The following is a 23,198-nucleotide window of genomic DNA, read 5'->3' on the forward strand; positions in this document are numbered from 1 at the left end:
CATATATCTCGGACTTCAACGTAATGCGCCTACCGCCACTGCTTGGACGCCTGTTCTCTTTCTGGGGCCGTGGGCTGCAGCACAAGGCCAATGCGGTGGACCGGGTGATGGCGGTGATCGAGTTCGATCTGGATGGCCGCATTCTGGATGCGAACGAGAACTTCCTGTCCTTGATGGGCTATCGGCTGGACGAGGTGGTCGGCCAGCATCACCGCATGTTCGTGACTGCCAGTGATCGCGACAGCGAAAGCTATCGTCAGTTCTGGGCGGCGCTGCGGCGCGGCGACTTCAACGCCGGGCGCTTTTGCCGGTTGGACAAACACGGGCGCGAGGTGTGGATCAACGCGTCGTACAACCCGCTGCTGGATCGATCCGGCAACGCCTATCGCGTGGTGAAGTACGCCACCGACATCACGGCGCAGGTGCGCCAGACCGCCGATTTCGAAGGGCGGATCGATGCGATCGACCGGGTCATGGCGGTCATCGAGTTTTCGCTGGATGGCACCGTGCTCGAGGCCAACCAGAATTTTCTGCAGGTGATGGGTTACCGGCTCGATGAGATCCGCGGCCAGCATCACGGCATGTTCGTGGATGCGTCCACGCGCCAATCGGCCGCCTATCGCGCGTTCTGGGAAAAGCTCGGGCGCGGCGCATTCGATGCGGGGCGCTACAAGCGCGTTGGTAAGGATGGGCAGGACGTGTGGATCCAGGCGTCCTACAACCCGGTACTCGATGAGCATGGGCGTCCATACAAGGTGGTCAAGTACGCCACCGAGGTGACCCGTCAGGTGATCGATTCTGCCGATGCGGATGGCCGCATCCAGGCCATCGACAAGGTGATGGGCGTGATCGAATTCGATCTGGAAGGGCGCGTACTGAGCGCCAACGATAATTTCCTGGCGATTTTGGGGTATCCGGCCGCCGAAGCGATCGGCCAGCACCATCGCGTGTTCGTGGATGCGGTGTATGGCGCCTCCGAGGAGTACCGCAATTTCTGGGCGAAGCTGGCGCGTGGGCAGTTCGATGCGGGCCGTTATCGCCGGCTGCGCAAGGACGGCAGCGCGGTCTGGATCCAGGCCTCCTACAATCCGATCCTGGATGTCTCCGGACGGCCGTACAAGGTGGTCAAGTACGCCACCGATGTGACCGATCAAGTGCGCTCGGCCGAGCGCATGCGCGAGTTGATGCGGCAGACCATGAGCATCGCGCAGAACGTGCAGCGCGAGGCGCACCATATTTCGATCAGCAATGAGGAACTGGTGAGCCGCGCATCCTCGCAGTCCACCGCAGTGGCGCAGACCTCGACCACCATCGATCAACTGGCCGAGACGGTGCGCATCAATTCCGAGAGCGCGGGGTCGGCGCAGCGCATGGCCGAAGAGTCGGCCAATGTTGCGCGACGCGGTGCCGAGGTCATCGCCGAGGTGGTCAAGACCACCGCCAACATTCGTTCGGCGACCGATCGCATTGGCCAGATCATCGAGGTGATCGACGGCATCGCCTTCCAGACCAACATCCTGGCGCTCAACGCGGCGGTGGAAGCGGCGCGCGCCGGCGAGCAGGGGCGTGGATTTGCAGTGGTAGCGACCGAAGTGCGTAGCCTGGCGCAGCGCTGCAGCGTGTCGGCCAAGGAGATTCGTTCCCTGATCGACAACGCGACCGATCAGGTTGGCGATGGTTCGCGCCTGGCCGAGCAGGCCGGTGTGGTGATGCAGGACATGGTCGGATCGGTGCTTCGCGTGACCGCAACCGTGGAGCAGATCGCCGCCGCCAGCCATGAGCAGGCGCAGGATATTTCGACCGCCAACACGGCGCTGCAATCCATTGGCGTGCAGGCGCGCGATCAGGCGCGGATGGTCGATGATCTGGCGCGTTCGGCGCATGTGCTCGAAGCCGATGCGGATGCGTTGTTTGCATTGGTCAACGGCGATGCCGAAGGGTCTTCTGCACTAAAGGATGCGCACGCAGAGCCGTTCGCCAAATCGCAGGCCGCGTGACTCAGGCCACGTGACTGTGGGAGGTCTGGTGCATTCGCTGTGCGGCGTCGTTGAAGCGGTGACGCGCACGCTCGTTGTTGCATCGTTGCCGCGCGTGCCAGCCGCTACGTTTGCGCAAAACTAAACGTGCTCTCCAGCAGATGCATCCGCGCACCACAAAGGCCGCCAGAACCTAATGCTGTTCACTGAGGTTGCTGATCGAGGGCTCCTGCATCTCGGCATAGTCCCCAATCGGCTCATTCTTCAAGCCAAATAAAAAACGGCGCTCCCCGCGCGGGAAGTGCCGTTTTTTTCAAGTGAACTGCATTGCGCCAGGAGCGTGCTTTGCCTGTTCCAACCAGCTGCGATCATGCGGCGCGCCGATTCACGGCAGCGCGCCGCACTACCACGCGTTGCCGCTTACTGCGGCAGATCGAACACCAGCACTTCTGCGTCGCGTGCGTCGGCCAGCACGAGTTCCGGCTCGGCGGTGATCTGCAGTGCATCGCCAGCCGACAGTGCCTGTCCGTTGACGCTCAGGCTGCCGCGCACCACCTGCACGTAACCGATGCGTCCCGGTGCCAGCGGGTGTTGCAGACGCACGTCGCCATCGAGGATGGAGGCGTACAGGCGTGCGTCCTGGTGCAGGCGCAACGAGCCGGCTTCGCCGTCGGGCGAGGCGATCAGACGCAGCTGATTGCGCTTGCTGTCGGTGTCGAAATGCTTTTCCTCGTAGCTGGGTTCGATGCCATTGCGTTCGGGCATCACCCAGATCTGCAGGAAGTGCACCGGCTCGCTGGCCGAGTGATTGAACTCGCTGTGGCTGACGCCGTTGCCGGCGCTCATACGCTGCACGTCGCCGTAGTGCAGCACCGAGCCGGTGCCCATGCTGTCCTTGTGCTCCAGCGCGCCGTCCAACACGTAGGAAATGATCTCCATGTCGCGATGGGCGTGGGTGCCGAAGCCTTCGCCCGGCTGCACTTTGTCTTCGTTGATCACCCGCAGCGGGCCGACGCCCATGTGGCGCGGGTCGTGGTAGCTGGCGAAGGAAAAGGTATGGCGCGAGGACAACCAGCCATGCTCGGCGCGGCCACGGGTTTCGCTCTTGCGGACATTCAACATGTTGCTTCTCCTTGAAAGATCTCGAATGGCGCCGGGGAGTGAATCGGTGTCCCTGCGGCTTGATGCGTAGTCTCCGCCTCTGTGCGGGAGACAAAAAGCGAGTAGATTTGGCTGCTATCATCGAAAAAATCGAACAATGAAAATCAGCCTGGAAGCGCTGCAAATCCTCGATGCAATCGACCGTCGGGGCTCGTTCGCGGCCGCGGCCAAGGTGTTGTTCAAGGTGCCGTCGACGATTTCCTACACGGTGTCCAAGCTCGAAGACGATCTGGGGGTGCAACTGTTCGAGCGGCTCGGTCCGAAGGCAACACCGACCCAGGCCGGGCGCGAGTTGTTGCGCGAGGGGCGGCACCTGTTGCGTGCCGCGCAGGAGCTGGAGGTGCGGGTGCGGCGGGTGGCATCGGGTTGGGAGTCGGACTTTGCGATCGGGCTGGATGCGATTCTGCCGGTGGCGTTGCTGCAGGCACAGATACTGGATTTCTACACGGTGGCCGATAGCACGCGCCTGCGCGTCGTGAGCGAATCGCTGTCCGGCAGCTGGGAGGCGCTACTAGATCGGCGTGTGGATCTGATCGTCGCGGCGGGCGAGGGGCCGAGTGGTGGTGGCTATGTCGCCGAGCAGATCGGCACGCTGCGCTTTGTGTTCGCGGTGGCCTCTACGCATCCGCTGGCGGGCGCCGGCATGCTGGGTGCGACCGAGCTGGCCGAGCATCGTGCGATCGCTGTAGCGGATTCGGCGCGGCGGTTGCTGCCGCGCACCGTGGGCCTGTTGTCCGGACGCGATGTGCTCACCGTGCCGGACATGCAGGCCAAGCTGCAGCTGCAGCTGGCAGGTGCCGGCTACGGCTTTCTGCCTGAGGCGTATGCGCGCGGCGCGCTGCAGGACGGCCGGCTGTGCGAGGTGCAGGTAGAAACCCACAAGCCCGACGAGACGTTCTATCTGGCATGGCGGCCGGGCGAGGAGGGTGAGGCATTGGGCTGGTGGCGGCGCGCCCTGCGCAGCGAGGGCCTGTTCGATGGCTGGTTGCAGTCGCTTGCCGAGACGTATCGTTCCGTCGCTGCCGGGCAGTCGCGCGCGTGAGGAAGGGCGGATAATGCGCGTTCGTCGTCGCGCAGGGTCGTCGCATGCAGGGCTTAATCGAACAGTACGGATTGGCCCTGGTGTTCGCCAACGTGCTGGCGTTGTCGCTGGGGCTGCCGGTGCCGGCGTTGCCGACGCTGGTGTTGGTCGGTGCCGGCTACGCGCTGCGCGGCGGCAGCGATGCATGGCTGGCCGGGTTGGCGGCGTTGGGCGTTTCGGTGTTGGCGAGCCTGCTCGGCGATCTGGCCTGGTATCTGGCCGGCCGGCGTTTCGGTAACCGCACCTTGCAGTCGCTGTGCCGGCTGTCGCTGTCGCGCGATACCTGCATGAAAAAGACCGAGCGGTTCTTCTCGCGCTGGGGCGTGCGGATATTGGCAGTGGCCAAGTTCGTACCGGGGTTGTCGATGGTCTCGGTGCCGATGGCCGGCGCAATGCGGGTGCGTCCTGTGGCGTTTCTGCGCTATGACGCCCTGGGTGCGTCGCTGTGGGCATTTGTCGGTCTGGGCCTGGGTGCATTATTCGCTCATCAGGTGCAGGACGTGCTCGCGCTTCTGTCCGAGCTGGGGTCGGGCGCCGTGATCGTGTTGGCGGTGTTATTGGCCTGCTACGTTGCTTGGCGCTGGTGGCGACGGCATAGCCTGCTGCGTTCGCTGGTGCATGCGCGCATTGCGGTCGACGAGCTGGTGCCCTTGCTTGATGGCGAAGAGAGCCTGCGGCCTGCCGTGCTGGATATCCGCGCACCGGGGTATCGCGATCTGCAGCCGTACACGATTCCCGGCGCGGTGTTTGCGGACGAGCGACAGCTCGCACAGATTCTGGCCACCGTGCCGCGCGATCGCAGTGTGGTGATCTATTGCGCGTGTCCGGATGAGGTGTCGGCGGCGTGGCTGGCAGGGCGAATGCGCGAGCGCGGTTATCGCGATGTGCGTCCGCTGCTGGGCGGGCTGGATGCATGGCGCGATGCCGGGCATCCGGTGACCTCGCTGCTGCCGGTGGCGGTGGTTGGTGGGCCAGATGCCGTTGGGGCAATGGCCTGATTGCGCTTGCTTTCATTCGGACAAAAAAAAGACCAGCAAGCTGGTCGTTTTCTTCAAGATTGGTGCGCCCGGAGAGATTCGAACTCCCGACCGCCTGGTTCGTAGCCAGGTACTCTATCCAACTGAGCTACGGGCGCATTATCTTGTTTTGACTTGCACATCCATCGCAATGCGAGCGGACGTTTAACTAAAAAGACAGCGATGCAATGCTGTCTTTTTGTTGTTCTGATGATGGTGCGCCCGGAGAGATTCGAACTCCCGACCGCCTGGTTCGTAGCCAGGTACTCTATCCAACTGAGCTACGGGCGCGTCGTCAGGAGCGGAATTATGCGGATGCCCGGCGTACTCGTCAATCCTTTTGTGACACGCGATTGCCGGCTGCCTTGCCGATACGTCCGCGCCGGGGCGCTGCCAGCGCGACTGTAGGTGCTTTCATCCATGCGCAGTGATCGCTGCAGGCGCCTAGCTGTGCGTGGTCCAATTTCGGCAGGTCAGATGTGCCGGTACACGCGCTCATACGCTGGGCGCGGCGCCGAAGTGGTCGAGCACCAGCACCTCGCTGTGACCTGGGGTGTGGCCGAGGCGGATTGCGCGCGCAACGTAGTCGATGGCCGCTTCGCAGGCGTTGAGCAGGGACAGGCCCTGGCACAGCTGCGCAGCAATGGCGGCTGACAAGCTGCAGCCGGTACCGTGCGCGTCGACCTGCAGGCGTGGATGCATGAACACGTCCTGGGTGACGCCGTCATCGAAGCGGTCGATCACGCGTGCGCCTTCGAGCAGATGTCCGCCCTTGAGCAGCACCGCATTGGTGCCGAGGTCGAGCAGGGCGGCGGTGGCGTGCTCGGCGGCGTCGGCATCGTCGATGCGGCGGCCGGTCAGCAGCTCGGCTTCGGGCGTGTTGGGGGTGATCAGCGTGGCCAGGGGCAGCAGCCGCGTACGTAGCGCGTCCAGTGCGGCGTCTTCGAGCAGGCGCGCGCCGCTGGTGGAGACCATCACCGGGTCGAGTACCACGAACGGTGGGCGATATTTTTCGAGCAGATCGGCCACGCAATGGATGACCTCGGCATTGGCGAGCATGCCGAGCTTGACCGCCTGAATCTCGAAATCTGCAAAGCAGGCATCGATCTGCGCCTGCAGAAATGCGATCGGCGGGGTGTGCACGGCGGTGACGGAGCGCGTGTTCTGTGCTGTGAGCGCAGCAATTGCCGACAACCCATGCACGCGGTGTGCGGCGAAGGTCTTGAGATCGGCCTGGATGCCGGCACCGCCGCCGGAATCGGAGCCGGCGATGGTCAATGCGGACAGCGTGCTGGGCGTGGTCATGCGTGGATTCTGCACTGCTGTCGGTTGGATGTGCGGGTCATCGCGCTCGCCAGCGACGCCATTGCAGGTAGGCAACGTAGCCGGCACCGGTCAATCCGGTGAGGCCGGCTGGCAGATAGAGCGCGTCGTAGTGCCAGCGCTGGAACAGCCAGGTACCGAGGATGCTGCCGCCGAGAAAGCCGCTGATGATCAACCCGCTCAGCGTAAGCCGGCGCAGTTGCAGCGGGCGCCCGCGCAGCAGATGCCCCAGGCCAATGCCCAGGTCGGTGAACATGCCGCTCAGATGCGTGGTCCGGACCGCTGCGCCACTGAGGGTGGTGGCCATGGCGTTCTGCAGACCGCAGGCGCCTGCGGCGACCAGTACGCCGCCGATGTGATGCAGCTTGAACAGCGGAATCGCGGCCAGCAACAGCAGCGCTTCGAGCAGCAGTGCCGCGCCGTAGCGCTGTCCAAGCCGCAAGACATCGTCCTGGATGATCAGGCCGCTGAGCATGGCGCCTGCGCAGAAGGCGATCAGAATGCCCCAGAGAAAGCCGATTTCCGGCGCGGTGTTTTGCACCAGGGCAACGCCGAGCAGGCTGGTGGTGCCGGTGAGGTGGCTGACCACCTGATGTTCGGAGCCCAGGTAGCCGACCACGTTGACCATGCCGGCCACACCCGACAATGCCACCGCGCCAATCCAGACCCAGCGCGGTAGCAGGATTCCCATGTCGGGTCAGGGAGTGCCGTTGACGGCGATCTGCGAAAACGCGCCGGTTTGCGGGTCGTACAGCGCGCCCCAGAAGGCACTGCCGCCGTCGCATATCCGGATCGCCTCTTTGGCCGGTTTCACTGGCGGATCGTTCGGCAGCTTGAAGGCATTGATGTAGATCAACTGCTGGCCCTGGATCACCACGCCCACATATTGGCGGTCGAAATCGCGCGGCTCGGGAATGGTCGGCGTCAATGCATCCTGCCTGGATTCGAGCTGTTCGATCTGTTGCTGGCTCGGCGTCCAATAGCCGGTGATCTGGCCCGGATGACGCGCCGGGCTGTCGCGCGAGCAGGTGTCCAGCACCTGCTCGGCAATGCCCTGGCGCGTGATGACCCACGACTGCCCGCTCTTGATGTTGGTGGGCACGCTGGCGGGCGGCGGCGTGGTTGCGCAGCCGGCCAGTGCAATCAGTGCGAACGCCGCAGCGCCGCGCAGCGGATGCATCACAGCACCTCCGAGGCGAAGTCGGCCAGACGCGAGCGCTCGCCGCGACGCAGCGTGATATGCGCGCTATGCGGCCAGGCCTTGAAGCGATCCACCGCGTAGGTCAGGCCCGAGGTGGTCTCGGTGAGGTAGGGCGTGTCGATCTGTTCGACATTGCCCAGACACACGATCTTGGTGCCGGGGCCGGCGCGGGTGATCAATGTCTTCATCTGCTTGGGGGTGAGGTTTTGCGCCTCGTCCAGAATCAGATAGCGCGACAGGAAGGTGCGCCCGCGCATGAAGTTCATCGAGCGGATCTTGATGCGGCTGGCGAGCAGATCATTGGTTGCCGCACGCCCCCAGGCACCGCCTTCCTGATTGTGCGTGAGCACTTCCAGGTTGTCGGTCAGTGCGCCCATCCACGGGGTCATCTTTTCCTCTTCGGTGCCGGGCAGAAAACCGATGTCTTCGCCCACGCTCACGGTGGCGCGGGTCATGATGATTTCGCGGTAACGCTGTTGATCCATCGTCTGCGCCAGGCCGGCAGCCAGCGCGAGCAGGGTCTTGCCGGTACCGGCGGTGCCGAGCAGGGTGACGAAATCGATCTCCGGATCCATCAACGCGTTGAGCGCGAAATTCTGCTCGCGGTTGCGCGCCACGATGCCCCACACCGCGTGCGGGCTGGTGCGGAAATCGTCCACCAGGCACAACGTGGCCTTGCCGCCGCCGATCCTGGCCACGCGCAGTTCCACTTCGTCCTCGCCCGGCAGATACAGGTACTGGTTGTGATGCCAGTCTTCGTCGTCGGCCAGCACGATTTCGTAATGGGTGCGGCCACGCTCGTTCCAGCTGCGCAGGTCTTCGTTGTGCTTCTGCCAGAAGTCTTCCGGCAGCTCGACAGCGCCGGTGAACAGCAGGCTGAAATCGTCCAGCGCGCGGTCGTTCTGATAGTCCTCTGCATTCAGGCCGCTGATGTAGGCCTTGATGCGCAGGTTGATGTCCTTGGACACCAGGATGACCGGCACGTCCGGGTTTTCTTCGCACAGCGCCAGCACCGATGCCAGGATCTTGTTGTCCGGAATCATCTCGCCGAAGGTGCGGCCCGGATCGATCGGGTGGATCTGGAAATACAGCCGGCCGATCGCGGCCTGGCCCTTGAGCTGGATACCCTGCGGGTGGCTGAGCAGGATGCCGGTCTTGATCTGCTCGGCGTTGGTGTTCTCCAGCAGTTCGTCCAGGAAGCGACTGACCTGGCGCGCATTGCGGCTGACTTCGGAAGTGCCCTTCTTGGCGTTGTCGAGTTCCTCGATCACCTGCATCGGCAGGAACACATCGTGTTCCTCGAATTTGAACAGCGCGGTGGGATCGTGCATCAGCACGTTGGTGTCCAGCACGTAGATGCGCTTGCCTCGGGTCATTGGGTCTTCCAAGTGATGGAGCAGGGGCGAGCCATCACGCCTGCAGGCGCAGGGTGATGGAGGACACGGGAAACGAGGGGTGTCACTGTTTGGCGTGCGCCTTCAACGCAGCCAGCACGGCGTCGGCATGGCCGGCAACCTTGACCTTGCGCCAGGCCTGCACCACATGCCCCTCGGGCGACAGCAGGAAGGTGCTGCGCTCGATGCCGAGCACCTGCTTGCCGTACATGTTCTTTTCCTTGATCACGTCGAAGGCGCGGCACAAGGCCTCGTCGCCATCGCTGATCAGCGGAAAGGTGAATCCCTGCTTGGCGCAGAAATTGTCGTGCGACTTCACCGAGTCGCGCGAGACGCCCAGGATCACTGCACCGGCCTGTGTGAACTGCGGCAGCAGCGCGTTGAAATCCAGGCCTTCGGTGGTGCAGCCGGGCGTGCTGTCTTTCGGATAGAAGTACAGCACCACCCATTTGCCGGCGTAGCCGCGCAAGCTGGTGTGGATGCCGCCGGACAGCGCCAGCGGCAGGTCGAAGGTTGCAGCGGGTAATTCAAAGACAGCGTCGGTCATCGTTGCTCAGCCCAAAGTGGAGGGGCGTGCGGCTCGGTCATGCCGGGCCGACGTCCATCCCATCATAAGCAGCCACATGGAAACGTTTGGCAAGCGCGTCGAACTCCGCATTGCGCTGATTCAGCGACTCGATGGTGTGCTGTTCCAGCTTGTCCACATGCAGGAAATACGATTCTTCGTCGTCGCCATCGTCTTCGTCGCGTTCACCGAGGAAGATGTCGATGATGCGATAGCCGTCTTGGGTCAGTTGTTCGGAAAGCTTTTGCAGCGGTTGCTGCGCCGGGTCGGCAAAGAAATATTCCCAGCGCAACGGCCCGTCGAGATTCCAGTCGGTCTCGGAGCGGATGTGATCGAACATCTGTTTCAGCGCGGATAGGGCGATGGCCATCGGAACGTCTGCCTTAAAACTTCATCGGGTCCATGATCGCGTCGAGATTGAGGTGATCACAGAATTCCAGAAAATCATCGCGCAATGCGGCGATGTGCATGTTGGCCGGCACCCCGATCGTCACCTGCGCAGAAAACATCTCCGCGCCGGTCTGCATGGCGCGATAGCGCGTGCTCTGCAGGTTCTCGATGGTGATGCCCTGGCGGTCGAAGAAATCGGCCAGCTGGAACAGGATGCCCGGCTTGTCGGCAGCGATGACTTCGACGATGTAGGGCAGCAGGTTGGACTGGGTCTGCTTGGGGCCGGTGCGGTACCAGACCAGCTTGAGGCCTTCCTCGCGTTCGAGCCGGGTCAGCATCGCCTCGAGCTTGGCGACCGAATCCCAGGAGCCGGTGGCCAGTGCGGTGACCGAGACATCGCGCCCCACCGTGGCCAGGCGGGCGTCCACAAGATTGCAGCCGCTGTCGGCGATGCGGCGGGTGACGGGCAACAGGGGGGACTCCGGATGCGTCGTGTAGGCGTTGATCAGGAGGTGATTTTCGGTCGGCGAGGGCCGGGGTGTGGTGTCGGTCAAAGGGGGTTCCGGCATTGCATCAGGCTGAATGGCCGCCCGGGCAGGCGCCCTGGCGATGACCAGCATACTTGCCCGTGGTTTCGCGCCGCAAGTAACATGCAGGCGGCCACAACCCGCGCGTGCGCGGGCCTTTTCCTGTCACGTAAGAGCAGCTGAATCTTGTCCCTTTCCGGCATCATCACCGCGCTGGCGACCCCTTTCGGTCCGGATGGCGCACTCGACCTGGATGCCTGGCGGCGGCTGCTGGAGCAGCAGCTGCATGGCGGCGTGCAGGGAATCGTGGTTGCCGGCTCCACCGGCGAAGCCGCTGCATTGAGCGACGAGGAGTACGACACGCTGTTGCGTGCCGCCGTTGCGCAGGTCGCCGGCCGGGTGCCGGTGCTGGCCGGGACCGGGCTGTCGGGCACCGCCAAGACCATTGCGCAGACACGTCGCGCCGCCGCCTTGGGCGCGCAGTGCGCGCTGGTGGTGACGCCGCCTTATGTGCGGCCGACCCAGGCCGGCCTGCACGCGCACTTTCTGGCAGTTGCCGACAACGGCGGGTTGCCGGTGGTGCTGTACAACGTGCCGGGCCGCACCGGTTGCGATCTGTTGCCGGAGACGGTTGCCGAGCTGGTCGGGCATCCGAATATCATCGGCATCAAGGAAGCGCGTAGCGAACCCGAGCGCATCGCCGCGCTGCTTGCGTTGCGCAGCGATACTTTTGTGGTGCTCAGTGGCGACGATGGTAGTGCCGCGCATGCGATGCTGTCTGGCGCCGACGGGCTGATTTCGGTGGCGTCCAATGCGTTGCCGTCGGCGTATCGGCGGTTGTGCGATCTGGCCCGTGATAGTCAGCGCGACGCCGCACTCGCCTGGGACGCGCGCCTGAGCGAGTACCACAGCTTCTGCGGTATCGAATCCAATCCCATCCCGGTCAAGGCGCTGCTGCAGCGGGCCGGGATCGGGCACGGCCTGCGTTTGCCGTTACTGCCACTTTCTTCGGCGCACAAGCCTGCTGCCGACCGCCTTGCCGCCGACGCTGTTGCGTTGGAAGCGCTTTCCAGCCGCGAAATGCTCGCGGCCTGACCCAGGAGATCTATCGATGCGTCATTCCGTTTCCCCCGTCCGCGTGCTCTCGCTCGCGTTGCTGGCGACCGCCACCGTCGCCGCCACGAGCGGTTGCAGCTGGTTCCACAAGGGCGCGCGCGGCGACTACGCGCTGGCGCCGGAGGCCCGTCCGCTGGAAGTGCCGCCGGACCTGAACCTGCCCGACACCTCGGGTGCGATGAAGGTGCCGACGCTGGCATCGACCACCCAGCAGACCACCTCGGCCCCTTCGGCAAGCGCCAACAGCGGCTTCACCGTGCCGGGCGAGCGTGACGAAGTATTTGCCAAGGTGGGCGCAGCACTGGCCGATATCCCGGGCCTGACCATCGCCAGCAAGGCGCAGATGCTCGGCTCCTACGACGTGACCTACGAAGGCGCCAGCTTCCTGGTGCGCGTGGTCAAGACCGACGCCGGTAGCTATGTGTCGGCCGTGGATCCGCGTGGCATGCCGGCAACGTTGGCGGCACCGGTGGCGCTGATTGCTGCGTTGAAGGGCAAGTTGGGCGGCTGAGTCTGGTAGTTGCCAGTGTCAGATAGCGAAACGGGCGCTTTGGGCGCCCGTTTTGCGTTTTGGTGCTGTGTCGCCGCCGCAGTGTTGCGCCGTCGCAACGTGCCGGGCTGGATAGCGCAACGCTGTTTTTAGCGCTGCAGCAGCGGCAACTTGTTCGGCTTGCCGTCCCATTCGGCGGCATCGGGCAACGGTTCCTGGCGCACGGTCAGCACCGGCCACGCCTTGGCGAGCTCGGCGTTAAGCGCGACGAAGCCTTCCTGGCCTGCTGGCACGTCGTCTTCCGGGTAGATCGCGTTGGCCGGGCATTCGGGCTCGCACAGGGTGCAGTCGATGCACTCGTCCGGGTCGATGACCAAAAAGTTAGGGCCGACATGGAAGCAATCCACCGGGCAGACCTCGACGCAGTCGGTGTATTTGCACTTGATGCAGTTTTCGGTGACAACAAAAGGCATGGTGGAATCCGGCGTTTAGCCTGCCAATTCTAAAGCAGTCGGGTGCTGGGTGTGGGGTTGGTGGGGATTTTGGGTTTCTGCGTTGGGGTTGATTCCTTCTCCCATCGGGAGAAGGTGCCCAGCAGGGGCGGATGAGGGTACAGGCGAAGCCTCGGGTTACCCGCCATTCGTAGCGGCTTCGCCCCGTACCCTCACCCCAACCCCCGCTCCGCGCCCCGGCCCGCGCTTGCGGCGCGGGCGCTCCAAGGCACACGCGCCAGTGGCGCGTAAGCCGTGCCTTCTCGCCCCGCAGGAGAGGGGCTTTATTTCCCTACTCGAGGGTTCGGCATGACGAACGCGTCGCCACGCGCCAGCCGAAGTAAATCAACGACCGGCCGCTTGATCAGATCAACTCACGCTGCGTATCAAACCAACCCACGCTGCCTGGCCAGCGCGAACAACCCCGTAGCGGCCAGATCTTCCGGATGCAGCTGGGTTTTGACACCCAAATGCGCCAGCGCAAGTGCATAACGCTGCGCAAGGGCGGGGCTGCCGACCAAGTGGACGGTGCCTTGATTGCCGTGGTGCTCGCGCAGTTCGTGGCCGATCAACAGGCCCGAAAGATAGGAGGGCAGGGCGGTGGCGGTGAGGCGGTCGAACAGGCCCAGCGTGCGGGTGCCGAACAGATGGTGGCTGAGGCCGCCGGGTTCGCCACTGCGATCGACACCTTGCAGGAACGCGTCGCTGTTGAGTTCGGTATGATCGTCCTGCATCAGCTTGCCGAGGATGCTGTGCTGGCGCAGCACCGCATACAGCTCGCCGGTCATGACGGTGGCGAACCCGGACAGCTGGCCGTTGGCGATCTGCGCCCATTTGCTGTGCGTGCCGGGCAGGCAGGCGATGTGCTCGCCGTCGCCGAGTGCGGCGATCAGGCCGACCAGTTGGGTTTCTTCGCCGCGCATGACATCGGGCACGCTATGCCGTTCGCCGGTGCCTACATCGGGCACACCGTGCTGTTCGTCGGTGTTCGCATCGGGCACGCTATGTCGTTCGCTGGCGCTTGCATCGAGCACGCCGCGTTGTTCGCCGGTACTCACGCCGGGCACGAACCACAGGGTGCGTCCGGGCAGCAGGTCGTCGTAGCTGCGCATTGCCTGCGCAAGCGCGGCGGTGTCGGCAGGGCAGGGTAGATAGGCCTGTTCAACCCAGCCGTTGCGGCTGCCGATCATGCCCGAGAGCAGCACCGGACCATTCCAGCCGTCGATCAGGTTGCTCAATACCTCGGCAAAGCGGCCCTGGCAGGCCAGGATGCCGTCGCTGCCGCGGCGTTGCTCCAGTACCTTGCCGTCTGCATCGAGCAGATACCCGCGCAGGCTGCTGGTGCCCCAGTCGATGGCGATCATGCGCTGGCCACCCGGCTCTCGGGCAGGCCGTTGATGGGCAGGTCGCAGAGGTACAGGCCGCCGGCTTCGGGGGTGCGGGCAAGTTCTTCGGCGCTGTGGTCCAGGCGCGAGCTGATCACATGCAGGCGATCCAGCGCGGCACCGCCGAAGGCGCTGCAGGTGGGGTGCTTGACCGGCAGTTGCACGCTGCGCTCGACGCTGCCGTCGGGGCGGTAGCGCACCACGCGCCAGGCGCGCCACTGCGCATTCCACAAGTGGCCCTCGCTGTCGATGATGGAGCCGTCCGGCTCGGCATCGTCGCGATCCAGTGTGGCGAACACGCGCGTGTTGCCGGTCTGCGCGCTGTCGGCGTCGTAGTCGCAGCACAGGATCTGCGGGCGCACCGAGTCGCAGTAGTACAGCGTGCGGCCATCGGGACTGAAGCAGATCGAGTTGGGGATCGACACGCCCGGCAGCGGCAAGGCGCGCAGACCGTGGCGCAGCGAGAACTGATACATCGCGCCGCGCGCAGCCTTGTCGTCGTGTTCGTCCATGGTGCCGAACACGAAGTTGCCGTTGCGATCGGCGCGGCCATCGTTGCTGCGCGTGAGCGGATTGTCGGCTTCGACATCGGCGAGCTTTTCCAGCGGCAGCGCATCGCCCTCTCCGTCGGCGTTGTCCGGGTCGGCGATGCAGATCGATTTGGCCAGCGCGATCAGCACGCGGCCGTCGTCCATCAGGCCGATGCAGCCCGGCCGATCGGGCAGCGTCCAGTAGCGCGTATGCGCGCTTTGCGGGTGATGCCGCCACAGACGTTTTTCGCTGATGTCGACCCAGTACAGCGCCTCACGCTGCTCGCACCACAGCACGCCTTCGCCATGCGTGCAGCGGCTGTCGACCGCCAGTACCGCGGTGTGTTCTGTCGTGCTTACCATTCGGCGATGCTGCCATCGCTGTGACGCCACACCGGGTTGCGCCAATCGGGCGGATTTTCGTTTGCGCGCTTGAGCATCTCTTCGTTGATCTCCACACCGAGCCCGGGCTTGGGCAGGGCGGCGATACTGCCATCCACACACTGAAAATCGTCTTTATTGATGACGTAATCGAGCAGGTCGGCGCCTTCGTTGTAATGGATGCCGATGCTCTGTTCCTGCAGCACCGCGTTGTGCGACACGAAGTCCACATGCAGACACGCGGCCAGCGCGATCGGGCCGAGCGGGCAGTGCGGAGCGAAGCCGACATCGTAGGCTTCGGCCATCGCGGCGATCTTGACGCATTCGGTGATGCCGCCGGCATGCGAGAGATCCGGCTGCACCATCCCGATGCCGCCGGCGCACAGCACGTTCTTGAATTCGAAGCGCGAGAACATGCGCTCGCCGGCAGCCAGTGGGATTGAAGTGCTGGCGGCCAGGCGCGGGTAATACTCGGCCTGTTCGGCCAGTACCGGTTCTTCCACGAACAGCGGCTTGAACGGTTCCAGCTCGCGCAGCAGCGCCTTGGCCATCGGTGCGCCGACGCGGCCGTGGAAGTCGATGCCGAAGTCGATGGTATTGCCGAAGGTCTCGCGGATCTCGGCGACCTTGACCACCGCTGCATCGACGGCGCGCGCGCTGTCGATCAGTTTCATTTCCTCGGTGCCGTTGAACTTGAAGGTGTCAAAGCCCAGCGCGCGGTAGTCGGTGATCTGCTGGATGATGGCGCCGGGGCGGTCGCCGCCGACCCAGCGATAGGTCTTCATGCGGTCGCGCACCAGCCCGCCCAGCAGCTCGTACACCGGCACGCCCAGCGCCTTGCCCTTGATGTCCCACAAGGCCTGGTCGATACCGGCGATGGCGCTCATCAGGATGGCGCCGCCGCGGTAGAAACCGGCGCGGTACATGGTCTGCCACAGGTCGTTGATGCGCGCCGGATCCTTGCCGACGACATAGCCGGCCAGTTCGTGCACGGCCGCTTCCACCGAGCGTGCGCGGCCTTCGATGACCGGTTCGCCCCAGCCGGTGATGCCCTCGTCGGTCTCGACCTTGAGGAACAGCCAGCGCGGGGCGGCGTGGTAGGTGGTGAGGCGGGTGATCTTCATCCTTGCAGTTCCTGGTAGGCCTGCACGAAGGCGCGTGCATGCGTCTGGGTCGTTTCGAGCGATTGCGCGGGTTTGTACAGTTCGCCACCGATGCCGGCGCCGGCAGCGCCCTGCGCGAGGAAGCCAGCCAGGGTCTGCGGGCTGACGCCGCCGACCACGTAGACCGGAATGTGCTTGGGCAGCACCGAGCGCAGCGCGCGTACGTGTGCTGCGCCATACGTCGCGGCCGGGAACAGCTTGAGGATGGTGGCGCCGGCGTCGATGGCGTCGAACGCCTCGCTGGCGGTGGCGAAGCCTGCCACCACGGTGAGGCCGCGCGACACCGCATGGCGGATCAGCGACGGACGTGTATTCGGGGTGACGATAAAGCGCGCACCGATCTCGGCCAGGGTGTCGACGTCTTCGTTGCGCAGCACGGTGCCGGCGCCGATCCAGGCGCGCTCGCCGTAGGTCTGCTGGGCCAGCGCGATGCTCTCTGCCCAGCGCGGCGAATTGAGCGGGATTTCGATCGCGTCGAAACCGGCATCGATCAGCGCGCCGACATGGTCGAGCGTTTCTTCCGGCGTGATGCCACGCAAGATGGCGATCAGCGGCAGGGCGAACAGGCTGGCAGTGGTGTCTGAGGTCATCGGGTTACTCGCGATAGAGCGGAAAGCGGCCGTCGGCGACCAGATGGCCGGCAACGTCGGGGGAGCTTGCGCAACTGCGCGCTGCAACGTGGTCTGCAGGCGCACGGTGAAAGATCAGGAATATGGGGGCGGGCAGGGTGCCGCGACGCAATGACGGGCTGATTGCAGCAATTGCGTGCGCACTCCAACAGCCTGCAATGGGCTGGCAAGATGCCGTCATCGTCGTCCACCTCCGCAGTCATGGCATGCGTGTTGCCACCTTGTGGAAGATGGGTCACGTCTGTTCTGGCCGCGCCCGGGAGGTCGGGGCTCCTGCTGCGGCGTTCGATAGCCTCGCGCGGGGAGATATGTGCTGCAAATGAAATTTTCGGCATATTCTATTCCTCCTACGAATACACCTTCGCGGCGACCTCCATGGCAAATTCCGGTACTCCCTGGTTCAACGCAGCCCGGCTGAAGACGCGCCAGCTGTTGCTGCTGCTGCATTTGCACGAACAGCGCTCGGTCTTGCGTGCGGCCGAGGCTGCCAGCATGACCCAGCCGGCGGCCTCCAAGCTACTGGCGGAAATGGAGGACATGCTGGGGGTGAAGTTGTTCGAGCGGCATGCGCGCGGGGTGGAGCCCACCTGGTACGGCCATGTGCTGATCCGGCGTGCGCGTGCGGCGATGTCGGAGATCGGCCGAGCGCAGGAAGAAATTGCCGCGCTGCGCGCCGGGCGCATGGGCCAGGCCTCGATCGGCACCGTGGTCAATCCGGGCACCAACCTGGTGCCGCAGGCGATCGCCGAGGTCAAGCGCGAGTTCCCCGACATCCTGGTGCGGGTGGAAATGGACTACAGCCGCCCGCTGGTGGCCAAGTTGCTGGACGGCCAACTGGATATCGTGATCGGCCGCATCCTGGGGCCGGAGGGCGTGGGCGAGCTGGAATTCGAGCCGCTGGCCGATGAGCCGCATTCGGTGATCGCACGCGCCGGCCACCCGTTGGCCAGCCGCGCTGGTCTGCAGCATGCCGACCTGGTGCGCTATGGCTGGATCCTGCCGCCGGCCGACAGCGTGCTGCGCGCACGGCTGGATTCGATGTTCATGGAGCATGGCGTGCAGACGCCGACCAATGCGATCGAGACCTCGTCCTTGCCGGTGACCTCGACGCTGCTGCGCGGCACCGACATGCTGACCGCCTTGCCGGTGGAATCGGTGGCGGCGCTGATCCAGGCCAAGCTGCTGACCGTGCTGCCGATCGAGCTGGGCGTGCGGATGGAGTCGTTCGGCATCATCCGGCGGCGCGATTACATCCTGCCGCCGGGGGCCGAGCGCATTTTGCAGGCGTTGCGGACCACGGCCCGACGTTTGTATCCCGGTCTGCGTGGTCCAGAGTCGTCGGTCTAGCCGGTATCTTCTTCGCGCCGGCCTTATTGAAAATCCGCTACATCGGGCGACGACGGCAACCGGTGCTGATGTTTGCACCGGGTGCCGCAGCATGAGCGGCCTGAGCCAGACCCGCAGCAATGTGATCCAGCGCAGCAGCCAGCGCAAGGTGGCGCCGACTGCCGCGCGATAGCGCGCAACGCATCGCCCTGGTCCTTGAGACGGTAGGGGCATCGTATACTTGCCGCCGGAGTCAGCGCGGTTTGACCTGTCGATACTGGCGGCGATCGCCGTAGGCCGGGCCCTTGGTCTCGACATTGGCGCATAGCCGGCCGTTGCACAGCGTCACGTCGGCCGCGTTGTAGGCGTGCAACAACTCCGCACGCAACTGATTGTCTTCGATTTGTTGCCGATAGTGGGCCAGCAACCATCCGCCGCCGCCCAGCAACGCCAGCACACTTCCGACCACGACCGCCGCGCCTTTCCACAGCAACAGGCGCTGCGCCCGCTCGATGCGCTTGAGTTGATCGGACAGGGACTGCGCACCTGCCCCGATCAAGCTACCGGCGAGTTGCAAGCGCTTCTCGAAACCGGCAACCGACTGGTCCATCCCCTGTTGTACATTTCTCACCAACGTGTCGGGAACGCGCTGCAAGGTCTGCTCGGCCGAACGGGTCATCACCCCGGGCAAGGACTGCGCCACCTGTTCCAGCTGCTGCGCAAGGCGGCGTTGCTGTTGCTCGATTTCACTGCAGCGGCGCTCAAACTGCTCCATGAGCGCGGCGGTCTTGCTGACCAACGTCAGTGGATCTTTTGCATCCATTTGCATCCTGCCTTTGCTGCTGCCAGTTGTTACATGCTGCGCCCACCAATGCGCATCGTTTCTTGCTGCTGCTGTTGCTGCGCCTGCATCGCCTGCTGGGCTACCTGCTGTTCCTGCTGGTTCACCGTCTCGACGGCCTCGGCGCGCAACGCGCGGCCGGGTGGCTCATTGGCCAGGGTCTGCGTCATCTGACGGAATTGATCGCGCTCGCCGTTCTGTCCGGCGGCCAGCATGCGGTCCAGGAAGGCTTCCGGGTCGTCATGCAGGGAGGGCAGTTTGTCGGCCGCTTTCTGGGCATCGGCCTTCATCGGGGCCCGCCACTGCTGCGGATCATGGCTGCGCTCGCGCTCATGCTGGCGCTCCTGCATCCGCTGAATCTGCTGCTGATGCCAGCTTGTCGGCTCGGCTGGGCCATTGTGCAGCGCGAACGCCGGCACCGAAGGGTCGGTGCGCTCCGGCGACACGGCCACCGGGCGCAAGGGAAACTGCGCGTGCAAGCCGGTATCCAGGGCCTGGGCATCGAAGCGATTGAGGCTGATTGCAGTACCCGCCAGGTCTTTCACGTGCGCGCGGTGGCCCAGCGTGCTCGCCGCCATGGTGGTGTAGAAGGATTGATGCTGTTCAGAGTGGTGGATGACGTTCATTTCCGGCGCAGAGGGCACCGTGCGCGCTTGCAGGAAGGGTTTGTCGCTGAGGGTGTTGACGTAATCGGTGAGCAGGTTGCCGTTGCGCACGGACAGGCCATCGAGCCGGTAGGAACCACCGATATTCGAATGCGCGCCCGGATTGACCAGATTGAGCAGGCGGCCATCCTGGGTGCGGCCCGGATCGATGATGTCCTTGGCCGGGAAGAGATCGCGGCGCTCGTCGCGGGCGGTGATTTGCAGGCCCGACACCACCGACGGCGGCAGGCGCGTGTCGCGCACGTTCATGTCGCCGGTGGCCACCGGGTCCAGTAAACCCACCGCCTGCGCGACGCGGCCGGGCGGCACAAGCGGTGGGTGGGTTGGAGTGAGTTTGAGAATTTCGCCGTTTGGGCCTTTGTCGATCTGCATGTCCCTTGGGTTTTGGATCCCACGCTCGTGGACCATGCGGGTGAACATGGCTGCGGTGACCGCGCCACGGCTGAAGCCGGTGGAGACGATGCTGATCTCAGCTTGTGGATCCTCTTTCTTCCATTCGCTGGCTTGATTGATGAATTCAAAATACATTTTTTCCATGCGTGGCCCATAGCTGTAGCCCAAACCACCATCAAGGTTGCGGGTAAATGCATCGTCCTGGGTTCCCACGCCCGGGACGTAGTAGCCGCCGATATTTTTGACATTATCAGTTCTCGCCGTTTGCACCTGATTATCCAAAATACCGATGTTGGTGATGTGCTCGGGGTCCTTGTATTTGTCATTGCCGGTACCATCGAAGCTGGCAACAAACAAACGGGTGTGCGGATTCTTCTGGCTGACCAGCAAGGGCGCTTGGAACTGCTTCAGCGCATGGCGGCTTTGTTGATACGCAGCCAAATCCTGTGCAGTCGCCGGATAGGTTTCCACACCATCGGCCCATTTCTTAGCGTCGTTCTGCTCGTTACCCATTGCATGCTCCCTGGCGACGACGCCATCAGTAGGTCTTGGTGTAGGCGAGGATGGGGTCGTTGCGGAAATAACTATATTCGTTACCCGGCTTCTGTTGCACCGTAGTCTGCACCATTGCCTTCATATACACATTGATGGTGCGGTCGTTCACTTCCAGGATGATGTGCGGAGATATATCGGCATGCAGGATCGGTGGCAGCTGTTCCTGTGGCACATGATGCAGCACCACCTTGTCCTTGAAGATGGCATCGAGGTCGACCAAGGCATGATGCGGCTGACCATCCTTGGAGCGCCACGTCACCTCAGCGGGGGGCGGAAAGTTCGGGAAGTTGCGGATGCCTATCGTGCCAGCGTCAAGATTGTTAGGGTAGTCATTCCCTAGCGACGCAGATGAGATTCGCTTCTCATCTTCGGGGAAGTTGGCTGCGTACCTGCCGTCGTAAAGTACCTTGCAGCCATAGGTGTCGTAGCAGGCCGCCCCGAACGCATGGTTGCTAAACGGAATCGGCTTGCTGGTATCGATATGCACGGTGTTATGGGCATCGACGGGAATATTCTCAATCATATGGATGGCCGATGGATCGTTGGCAGGCGTATTCATACGTGAACATCCGGTCAGAGGGTGGACGAAGGCGGCGCACAGCAGCAGTGGGAGCACTGCACGGTGCGGGGGGATGCTAGAAGGTCGCACAGCCATGAAGCCACCTGCGGAAACGGAAGAACAGCCTACTACAGCGTACTACCTGAAATGCGCTCATGGTAGTGCGCAGCAGGTGTGGCTCGGCTCAACGCATGGCGGCTGCATTCGTAGCCTGCCAAATCCTGCGTACTCGCGGGATAGGTTTCCACACCGTCGGCCCAGCTCTTTGCAATATCACGATCACTACCCATTAGCATGCTCCCTGGCGAAGACGCCATCAGTAGGTCTTGGTGTAGGCGAGGATCAGGTCGTTGCGTGAATTGCTATATTTATTACCTGGCTCTTGCAAAACAGCAGTCTCTACGAATGCCTTCATATACACATTGATGGTGCGGTCGTTCACTTCCAGGATGATCTCTGGAGAGATATCGGCCTGCAGGATCGGCGGCAGCTGCTCCTGCGGCACATGATGCAAAACCACATTGTCCTTGAAGATGGCATTGAGGTCGACCAACGCATGATGCGGCTGGCCATCCTTGGAACGCCACGTCACCTCTGCAGGGGGCGGGAAGTTCGGGAAGTTGCGAATGCCGATCGTATTGGCTTTGAGATTGCCAGGGTATACGTCACCCAGCGACGCCGATGAAATTCGCTTCTCATCTTCGGGAAAGTTGGCTGCATACCTGCCGTCGTACAGCACCTTGCAGCCATAGGTGTCGTAACACATCGCCCCGAACGCATGGTTGCTAAACGGAATCGGTTTGCGGGTATCGATATGCACGGTGTTATGTGCATCGACAGGAATATTCTCAATCAGGTGGATACCGGATGTATCGTTGGTCGGTGTATTCATGCGTGAACATCCAGTCAGAGGGGGTACGAAGATGGCGCACAGCAGTAGGGGAAGTGCTGCTCGGTGCTGCGGGATGCAATGCGGTCGCACAGCCATGGGGCCACCTGCGCAAAGGGAACAACAGCCTACTACCCATCATTTGCTCATGCCAGGGCGGTGCGGGCGTGACGCGGCTCAAATGCCCAATAATGCATAGGCCGCTTGTGACTGCGTTGCACGGACTTGCCGGCTTCGGGTACGCCATTGCCCTTGCCGTGCTGTGATCTGCCCGGTGCTGGGGATGCTACTGCCACCCTGCCATCCGTGACCAACAGCTGTAGCACAGGCCGCGGTCGATGTTGCGAGTGAAGGCATCGTCCTGAGTGCCTATGCCTGCGACGTAGTAGCCGCCGATAATTTTAACGCCGTTACTTGCTGCAGTTTGCACCTGATCATCCAGAGTGCCGATATCGGTGATGTGCACAGGATCCTTGTATTTGTCATTGCCGGTACCATCGAAGCTGGTCACGAACAAACGGGTGTGCGGATTCTTCTGAATGATTAGCAAGGGCGCTTGTAACTGCGCCAGCGCATAGCGGCTTTGTTAATAGACAGCCAAATCCGATGCAGTCGCCGGATAGGTTTCCACACCATCGGCCCATTTCTTCTCGTCGTTATGATTGTTAGCCATTACATGCTCCCTGGCGAATACGCCATCAGTAGATTTTGGTGTAGGCGAGAACCAGATCGCTACGGAAATCGCTGTTAGGGTTGCCTGGCTCCTGTAATACTCTCGTCTGTACAAATGCCTTCATATACACATTGATGGTGCGGTCGTTCACTTCCAGGATGATCTCTGGAGAGATATCGGCCTGCAGGATCGGCGGCAGCTGCTCCTGCGGCACATGATGCAAAACCACCTTGTCCTTGAAGATGGCATTGAGGTCGACCAACGCATGATGCGGCTGGCCATCCTTGGAACGCCACGTCACCTCTGCAGGGGGCGGGAAGTTCGGGAAGTTGCGAATGCCGATCGTATTGGCTTTGAGATTGCCAGGGTATACGTCACCCAGCGACGCCGATGAAATTCGCTTCTCATCTTCGGGAAAGTTGGCTGCATACCTGCCGTCGTACAGCACCTTGCAGCCATAGGTGTCGTAACACATCGC

25 protein-coding genes and 2 tRNA genes are annotated in these 23,198 nt (G+C 63.2%); 6 read left to right on the forward strand and 21 right to left on the reverse strand.

Translation table 11 applies throughout. The features are described 5' to 3' along the window. The first annotated feature begins 50 nt into the window (after positions 1-50). Positions 51-1,997: a methyl-accepting chemotaxis protein gene (locus tag ABS769_RS10230; protein WP_317061531.1), complete on the forward strand. Its 1,947-nt coding sequence runs from the start codon at positions 51-53 to the stop codon at positions 1,995-1,997. Positions 1,998-2,396: 399 nt separating this feature from the next. Here ABS769_RS10230 and ABS769_RS10235 read toward each other — a convergent pair whose 3' ends face one another. Next, the gene (locus tag ABS769_RS10235; protein ID WP_317061505.1) at positions 2,397-3,098 is read right to left on the reverse strand and encodes a pirin family protein; all 702 of its coding nucleotides are present in this window, start codon (positions 3,096-3,098) and stop codon (positions 2,397-2,399) included. A gap of 136 nt (positions 3,099-3,234) precedes the next feature. Here ABS769_RS10235 and ABS769_RS10240 point away from each other — a divergent pair, with 136 nt between their 5' ends. After that, positions 3,235-4,179 (forward strand): LysR family transcriptional regulator, encoded by a 945-nt coding sequence (locus ABS769_RS10240; protein ID WP_317061504.1) that lies wholly within the window; start codon positions 3,235-3,237, stop codon positions 4,177-4,179. 44 nt (positions 4,180-4,223) lie between these two features. Further along, the gene (locus ABS769_RS10245) at positions 4,224-5,216 is read left to right on the forward strand and encodes a DedA family protein/thiosulfate sulfurtransferase GlpE (RefSeq protein WP_317061503.1); all 993 of its coding nucleotides are present in this window, start codon (positions 4,224-4,226) and stop codon (positions 5,214-5,216) included. Positions 5,217-5,276: 60 nt separating this feature from the next. Here the strand turns inward: ABS769_RS10245 and ABS769_RS10250 are convergent. From ABS769_RS10250 to ABS769_RS10290, 9 genes are all read right to left on the reverse strand, one after another. After that, a tRNA-Arg gene (locus tag ABS769_RS10250) sits at positions 5,277-5,353 on the reverse strand. A 95-nt stretch (positions 5,354-5,448) separates the two neighbouring features. Next, positions 5,449-5,525 (reverse strand) — tRNA-Arg (locus ABS769_RS10255). Between the two features lie 204 nt (positions 5,526-5,729). Further along, entirely contained in the window at positions 5,730-6,539 is an 810-nt protein-coding gene (gene thiD / locus ABS769_RS10260; RefSeq protein WP_317061502.1) for a bifunctional hydroxymethylpyrimidine kinase/phosphomethylpyrimidine kinase, read from the reverse strand. Between the two features lie 37 nt (positions 6,540-6,576). Further along, positions 6,577-7,248, reverse strand: a complete 672-nt coding sequence (locus ABS769_RS10265) for a YoaK family protein (RefSeq protein WP_317061501.1) — start codon at positions 7,246-7,248, stop codon at positions 6,577-6,579. 6 nt (positions 7,249-7,254) lie between these two features. Further along, complete coding sequence (locus ABS769_RS10270; RefSeq protein WP_317061500.1) at positions 7,255-7,737, reverse strand: hypothetical protein; 483 nt, start codon at positions 7,735-7,737, stop codon at positions 7,255-7,257. After that, positions 7,737-9,134 carry a PhoH family protein gene (locus ABS769_RS10275; RefSeq protein ID WP_006453286.1) on the reverse strand — a complete coding sequence of 466 codons (1,398 nt, stop codon included), beginning with the start codon at positions 9,132-9,134 and terminating at the stop codon, positions 7,737-7,739. The genes ABS769_RS10270 and ABS769_RS10275 overlap by 1 nt, the downstream gene beginning before the upstream one ends. 82 nt (positions 9,135-9,216) lie before the next feature. Beyond that, positions 9,217-9,699 carry a peroxiredoxin gene (locus ABS769_RS10280; protein ID WP_317061499.1) on the reverse strand — a complete coding sequence of 161 codons (483 nt, stop codon included), beginning with the start codon at positions 9,697-9,699 and terminating at the stop codon, positions 9,217-9,219. Positions 9,700-9,736: 37 nt separating this feature from the next. Then, positions 9,737-10,087: a ribonuclease E inhibitor RraB gene (locus ABS769_RS10285; RefSeq protein ID WP_317061498.1), complete on the reverse strand. Its 351-nt coding sequence runs from the start codon at positions 10,085-10,087 to the stop codon at positions 9,737-9,739. Between the two features lie 13 nt (positions 10,088-10,100). After that, the gene (locus ABS769_RS10290; protein WP_023903766.1) at positions 10,101-10,727 is read right to left on the reverse strand and encodes a glycine cleavage system protein R; all 627 of its coding nucleotides are present in this window, start codon (positions 10,725-10,727) and stop codon (positions 10,101-10,103) included. 93 nt (positions 10,728-10,820) lie between these two features. On the opposite strand from ABS769_RS10290, the gene dapA reads away from it, so the two are divergent. Beyond that, positions 10,821-11,729: a 4-hydroxy-tetrahydrodipicolinate synthase gene (gene dapA, locus ABS769_RS10295; protein ID WP_317061497.1), complete on the forward strand. Its 909-nt coding sequence runs from the start codon at positions 10,821-10,823 to the stop codon at positions 11,727-11,729. Positions 11,730-11,745: 16 nt separating this feature from the next. Further along, the gene (locus ABS769_RS10300; RefSeq protein WP_317061496.1) at positions 11,746-12,261 is read left to right on the forward strand and encodes a hypothetical protein; all 516 of its coding nucleotides are present in this window, start codon (positions 11,746-11,748) and stop codon (positions 12,259-12,261) included. A 128-nt stretch (positions 12,262-12,389) separates the two neighbouring features. On the opposite strand, the gene fdxA is transcribed toward ABS769_RS10300, so the two are convergent. The 5 genes from fdxA to ABS769_RS10325 all read right to left on the reverse strand — a co-directional run bounded on the left by fdxA (position 12,390) and on the right by ABS769_RS10325 (position 16,780). After that, positions 12,390-12,713, reverse strand: coding sequence for a ferredoxin FdxA (fdxA, locus tag ABS769_RS10305; protein WP_006453280.1), 324 nt, complete (start codon positions 12,711-12,713; stop codon positions 12,390-12,392). Between the two features lie 404 nt (positions 12,714-13,117). Continuing rightward, positions 13,118-14,095, reverse strand: coding sequence for a 2-dehydro-3-deoxygalactonokinase (locus ABS769_RS10310; RefSeq protein WP_317061495.1), 978 nt, complete (start codon positions 14,093-14,095; stop codon positions 13,118-13,120). Further along, positions 14,092-15,009, reverse strand: a complete 918-nt coding sequence (locus ABS769_RS10315; RefSeq protein ID WP_317061494.1) for an SMP-30/gluconolactonase/LRE family protein — start codon at positions 15,007-15,009, stop codon at positions 14,092-14,094. Before ABS769_RS10315 ends, ABS769_RS10310 begins: the two co-directional genes overlap by 4 nt. Then, on the reverse strand, positions 15,003-16,151 hold the full coding sequence (dgoD, locus tag ABS769_RS10320; protein ID WP_317061493.1) for a galactonate dehydratase: 1,149 nt from the start codon (positions 16,149-16,151) through the stop codon (positions 15,003-15,005). Before dgoD ends, ABS769_RS10315 begins: the two co-directional genes overlap by 7 nt. Next, positions 16,148-16,780, reverse strand: a complete 633-nt coding sequence (locus ABS769_RS10325; RefSeq protein ID WP_115038736.1) for a 2-dehydro-3-deoxy-6-phosphogalactonate aldolase — start codon at positions 16,778-16,780, stop codon at positions 16,148-16,150. The genes dgoD and ABS769_RS10325 overlap by 4 nt, the downstream gene beginning before the upstream one ends. Before the next feature lie 414 nt (positions 16,781-17,194). Here ABS769_RS10325 and ABS769_RS10330 point away from each other — a divergent pair, with 414 nt between their 5' ends. After that, on the forward strand, positions 17,195-18,166 hold the full coding sequence (locus ABS769_RS10330) for a LysR family transcriptional regulator (RefSeq protein WP_317061492.1): 972 nt from the start codon (positions 17,195-17,197) through the stop codon (positions 18,164-18,166). 232 nt (positions 18,167-18,398) lie between these two features. On the opposite strand, the gene ABS769_RS10335 is transcribed toward ABS769_RS10330, so the two are convergent. From ABS769_RS10335 to ABS769_RS10360, 6 genes are all read right to left on the reverse strand, one after another. Further along, complete coding sequence (locus tag ABS769_RS10335; RefSeq protein WP_317061491.1) at positions 18,399-18,968, reverse strand: relaxation protein; 570 nt, start codon at positions 18,966-18,968, stop codon at positions 18,399-18,401. A gap of 29 nt (positions 18,969-18,997) precedes the next feature. Then, the gene (locus tag ABS769_RS10340) at positions 18,998-20,557 is read right to left on the reverse strand and encodes a DUF2235 domain-containing protein (RefSeq protein WP_317061490.1); all 1,560 of its coding nucleotides are present in this window, start codon (positions 20,555-20,557) and stop codon (positions 18,998-19,000) included. Between the two features lie 25 nt (positions 20,558-20,582). Continuing rightward, a complete protein-coding gene (locus ABS769_RS10345; protein WP_317061489.1) occupies positions 20,583-21,158 on the reverse strand; it encodes a hypothetical protein in 576 nt (191 codons plus the stop codon). Positions 21,159-21,474: 316 nt separating this feature from the next. Then, entirely contained in the window at positions 21,475-22,050 is a 576-nt protein-coding gene (locus ABS769_RS10350; RefSeq protein WP_317061488.1) for a hypothetical protein, read from the reverse strand. Between the two features lie 283 nt (positions 22,051-22,333). Continuing rightward, positions 22,334-22,597: a hypothetical protein gene (locus ABS769_RS10355; RefSeq protein ID WP_317061487.1), complete on the reverse strand. Its 264-nt coding sequence runs from the start codon at positions 22,595-22,597 to the stop codon at positions 22,334-22,336. Between the two features lie 148 nt (positions 22,598-22,745). Then, positions 22,746-23,198 (reverse strand): hypothetical protein (locus ABS769_RS10360; protein ID WP_317061485.1); only part of this gene is annotated, 453 nt, incomplete at its 5' end.

The sequence above is a fragment of the Xanthomonas hortorum genome (assembly GCF_040279205.1).
Classification (GTDB): domain Bacteria; phylum Pseudomonadota; class Gammaproteobacteria; order Xanthomonadales; family Xanthomonadaceae; genus Xanthomonas; species Xanthomonas hortorum_F.

Excerpts from the sequence above, each read along its gene's own strand:
- ABS769_RS10235 (WP_317061505.1), bottom strand. The coding sequence starts at position 3,098 with ATGTTGAATGTCCGCAAGAGCGAAACCCGTGGCCGCGCCGAGCATGGC.
- ABS769_RS10240 (WP_317061504.1), top strand. The coding sequence starts at position 3,235 with ATGAAAATCAGCCTGGAAGCGCTGCAAATCCTCGATGCAATCGACCGT.
- ABS769_RS10245 (WP_317061503.1), top strand. The coding sequence starts at position 4,224 with ATGCAGGGCTTAATCGAACAGTACGGATTGGCCCTGGTGTTCGCCAAC.
- thiD (WP_317061502.1), bottom strand. The coding sequence starts at position 6,539 with ATGACCACGCCCAGCACGCTGTCCGCATTGACCATCGCCGGCTCCGAT.
- ABS769_RS10265 (WP_317061501.1), bottom strand. The coding sequence starts at position 7,248 with ATGGGAATCCTGCTACCGCGCTGGGTCTGGATTGGCGCGGTGGCATTG.
- ABS769_RS10270 (WP_317061500.1), bottom strand. The coding sequence starts at position 7,737 with ATGCATCCGCTGCGCGGCGCTGCGGCGTTCGCACTGATTGCACTGGCC.
- ABS769_RS10275 (WP_006453286.1), bottom strand. The coding sequence starts at position 9,134 with ATGACCCGAGGCAAGCGCATCTACGTGCTGGACACCAACGTGCTGATG.
- ABS769_RS10280 (WP_317061499.1), bottom strand. The coding sequence starts at position 9,699 with ATGACCGACGCTGTCTTTGAATTACCCGCTGCAACCTTCGACCTGCCG.
- ABS769_RS10285 (WP_317061498.1), bottom strand. The coding sequence starts at position 10,087 with ATGGCCATCGCCCTATCCGCGCTGAAACAGATGTTCGATCACATCCGC.
- ABS769_RS10290 (WP_023903766.1), bottom strand. The coding sequence starts at position 10,727 with ATGCTGGTCATCGCCAGGGCGCCTGCCCGGGCGGCCATTCAGCCTGAT.
- ABS769_RS10300 (WP_317061496.1), top strand. The coding sequence starts at position 11,746 with ATGCGTCATTCCGTTTCCCCCGTCCGCGTGCTCTCGCTCGCGTTGCTG.
- fdxA (WP_006453280.1), bottom strand. The coding sequence starts at position 12,713 with ATGCCTTTTGTTGTCACCGAAAACTGCATCAAGTGCAAATACACCGAC.
- ABS769_RS10310 (WP_317061495.1), bottom strand. The coding sequence starts at position 14,095 with ATGATCGCCATCGACTGGGGCACCAGCAGCCTGCGCGGGTATCTGCTC.
- ABS769_RS10315 (WP_317061494.1), bottom strand. The coding sequence starts at position 15,009 with ATGGTAAGCACGACAGAACACACCGCGGTACTGGCGGTCGACAGCCGC.
- dgoD (WP_317061493.1), bottom strand. The coding sequence starts at position 16,151 with ATGAAGATCACCCGCCTCACCACCTACCACGCCGCCCCGCGCTGGCTG.
- ABS769_RS10325 (WP_115038736.1), bottom strand. The coding sequence starts at position 16,780 with ATGACCTCAGACACCACTGCCAGCCTGTTCGCCCTGCCGCTGATCGCC.
- ABS769_RS10330 (WP_317061492.1), top strand. The coding sequence starts at position 17,195 with ATGGCAAATTCCGGTACTCCCTGGTTCAACGCAGCCCGGCTGAAGACG.
- ABS769_RS10335 (WP_317061491.1), bottom strand. The coding sequence starts at position 18,968 with ATGGATGCAAAAGATCCACTGACGTTGGTCAGCAAGACCGCCGCGCTC.
- ABS769_RS10340 (WP_317061490.1), bottom strand. The coding sequence starts at position 20,557 with ATGGGTAACGAGCAGAACGACGCTAAGAAATGGGCCGATGGTGTGGAA.
- ABS769_RS10345 (WP_317061489.1), bottom strand. The coding sequence starts at position 21,158 with ATGAATACGCCTGCCAACGATCCATCGGCCATCCATATGATTGAGAAT.
- ABS769_RS10350 (WP_317061488.1), bottom strand. The coding sequence starts at position 22,050 with ATGAATACACCGACCAACGATACATCCGGTATCCACCTGATTGAGAAT.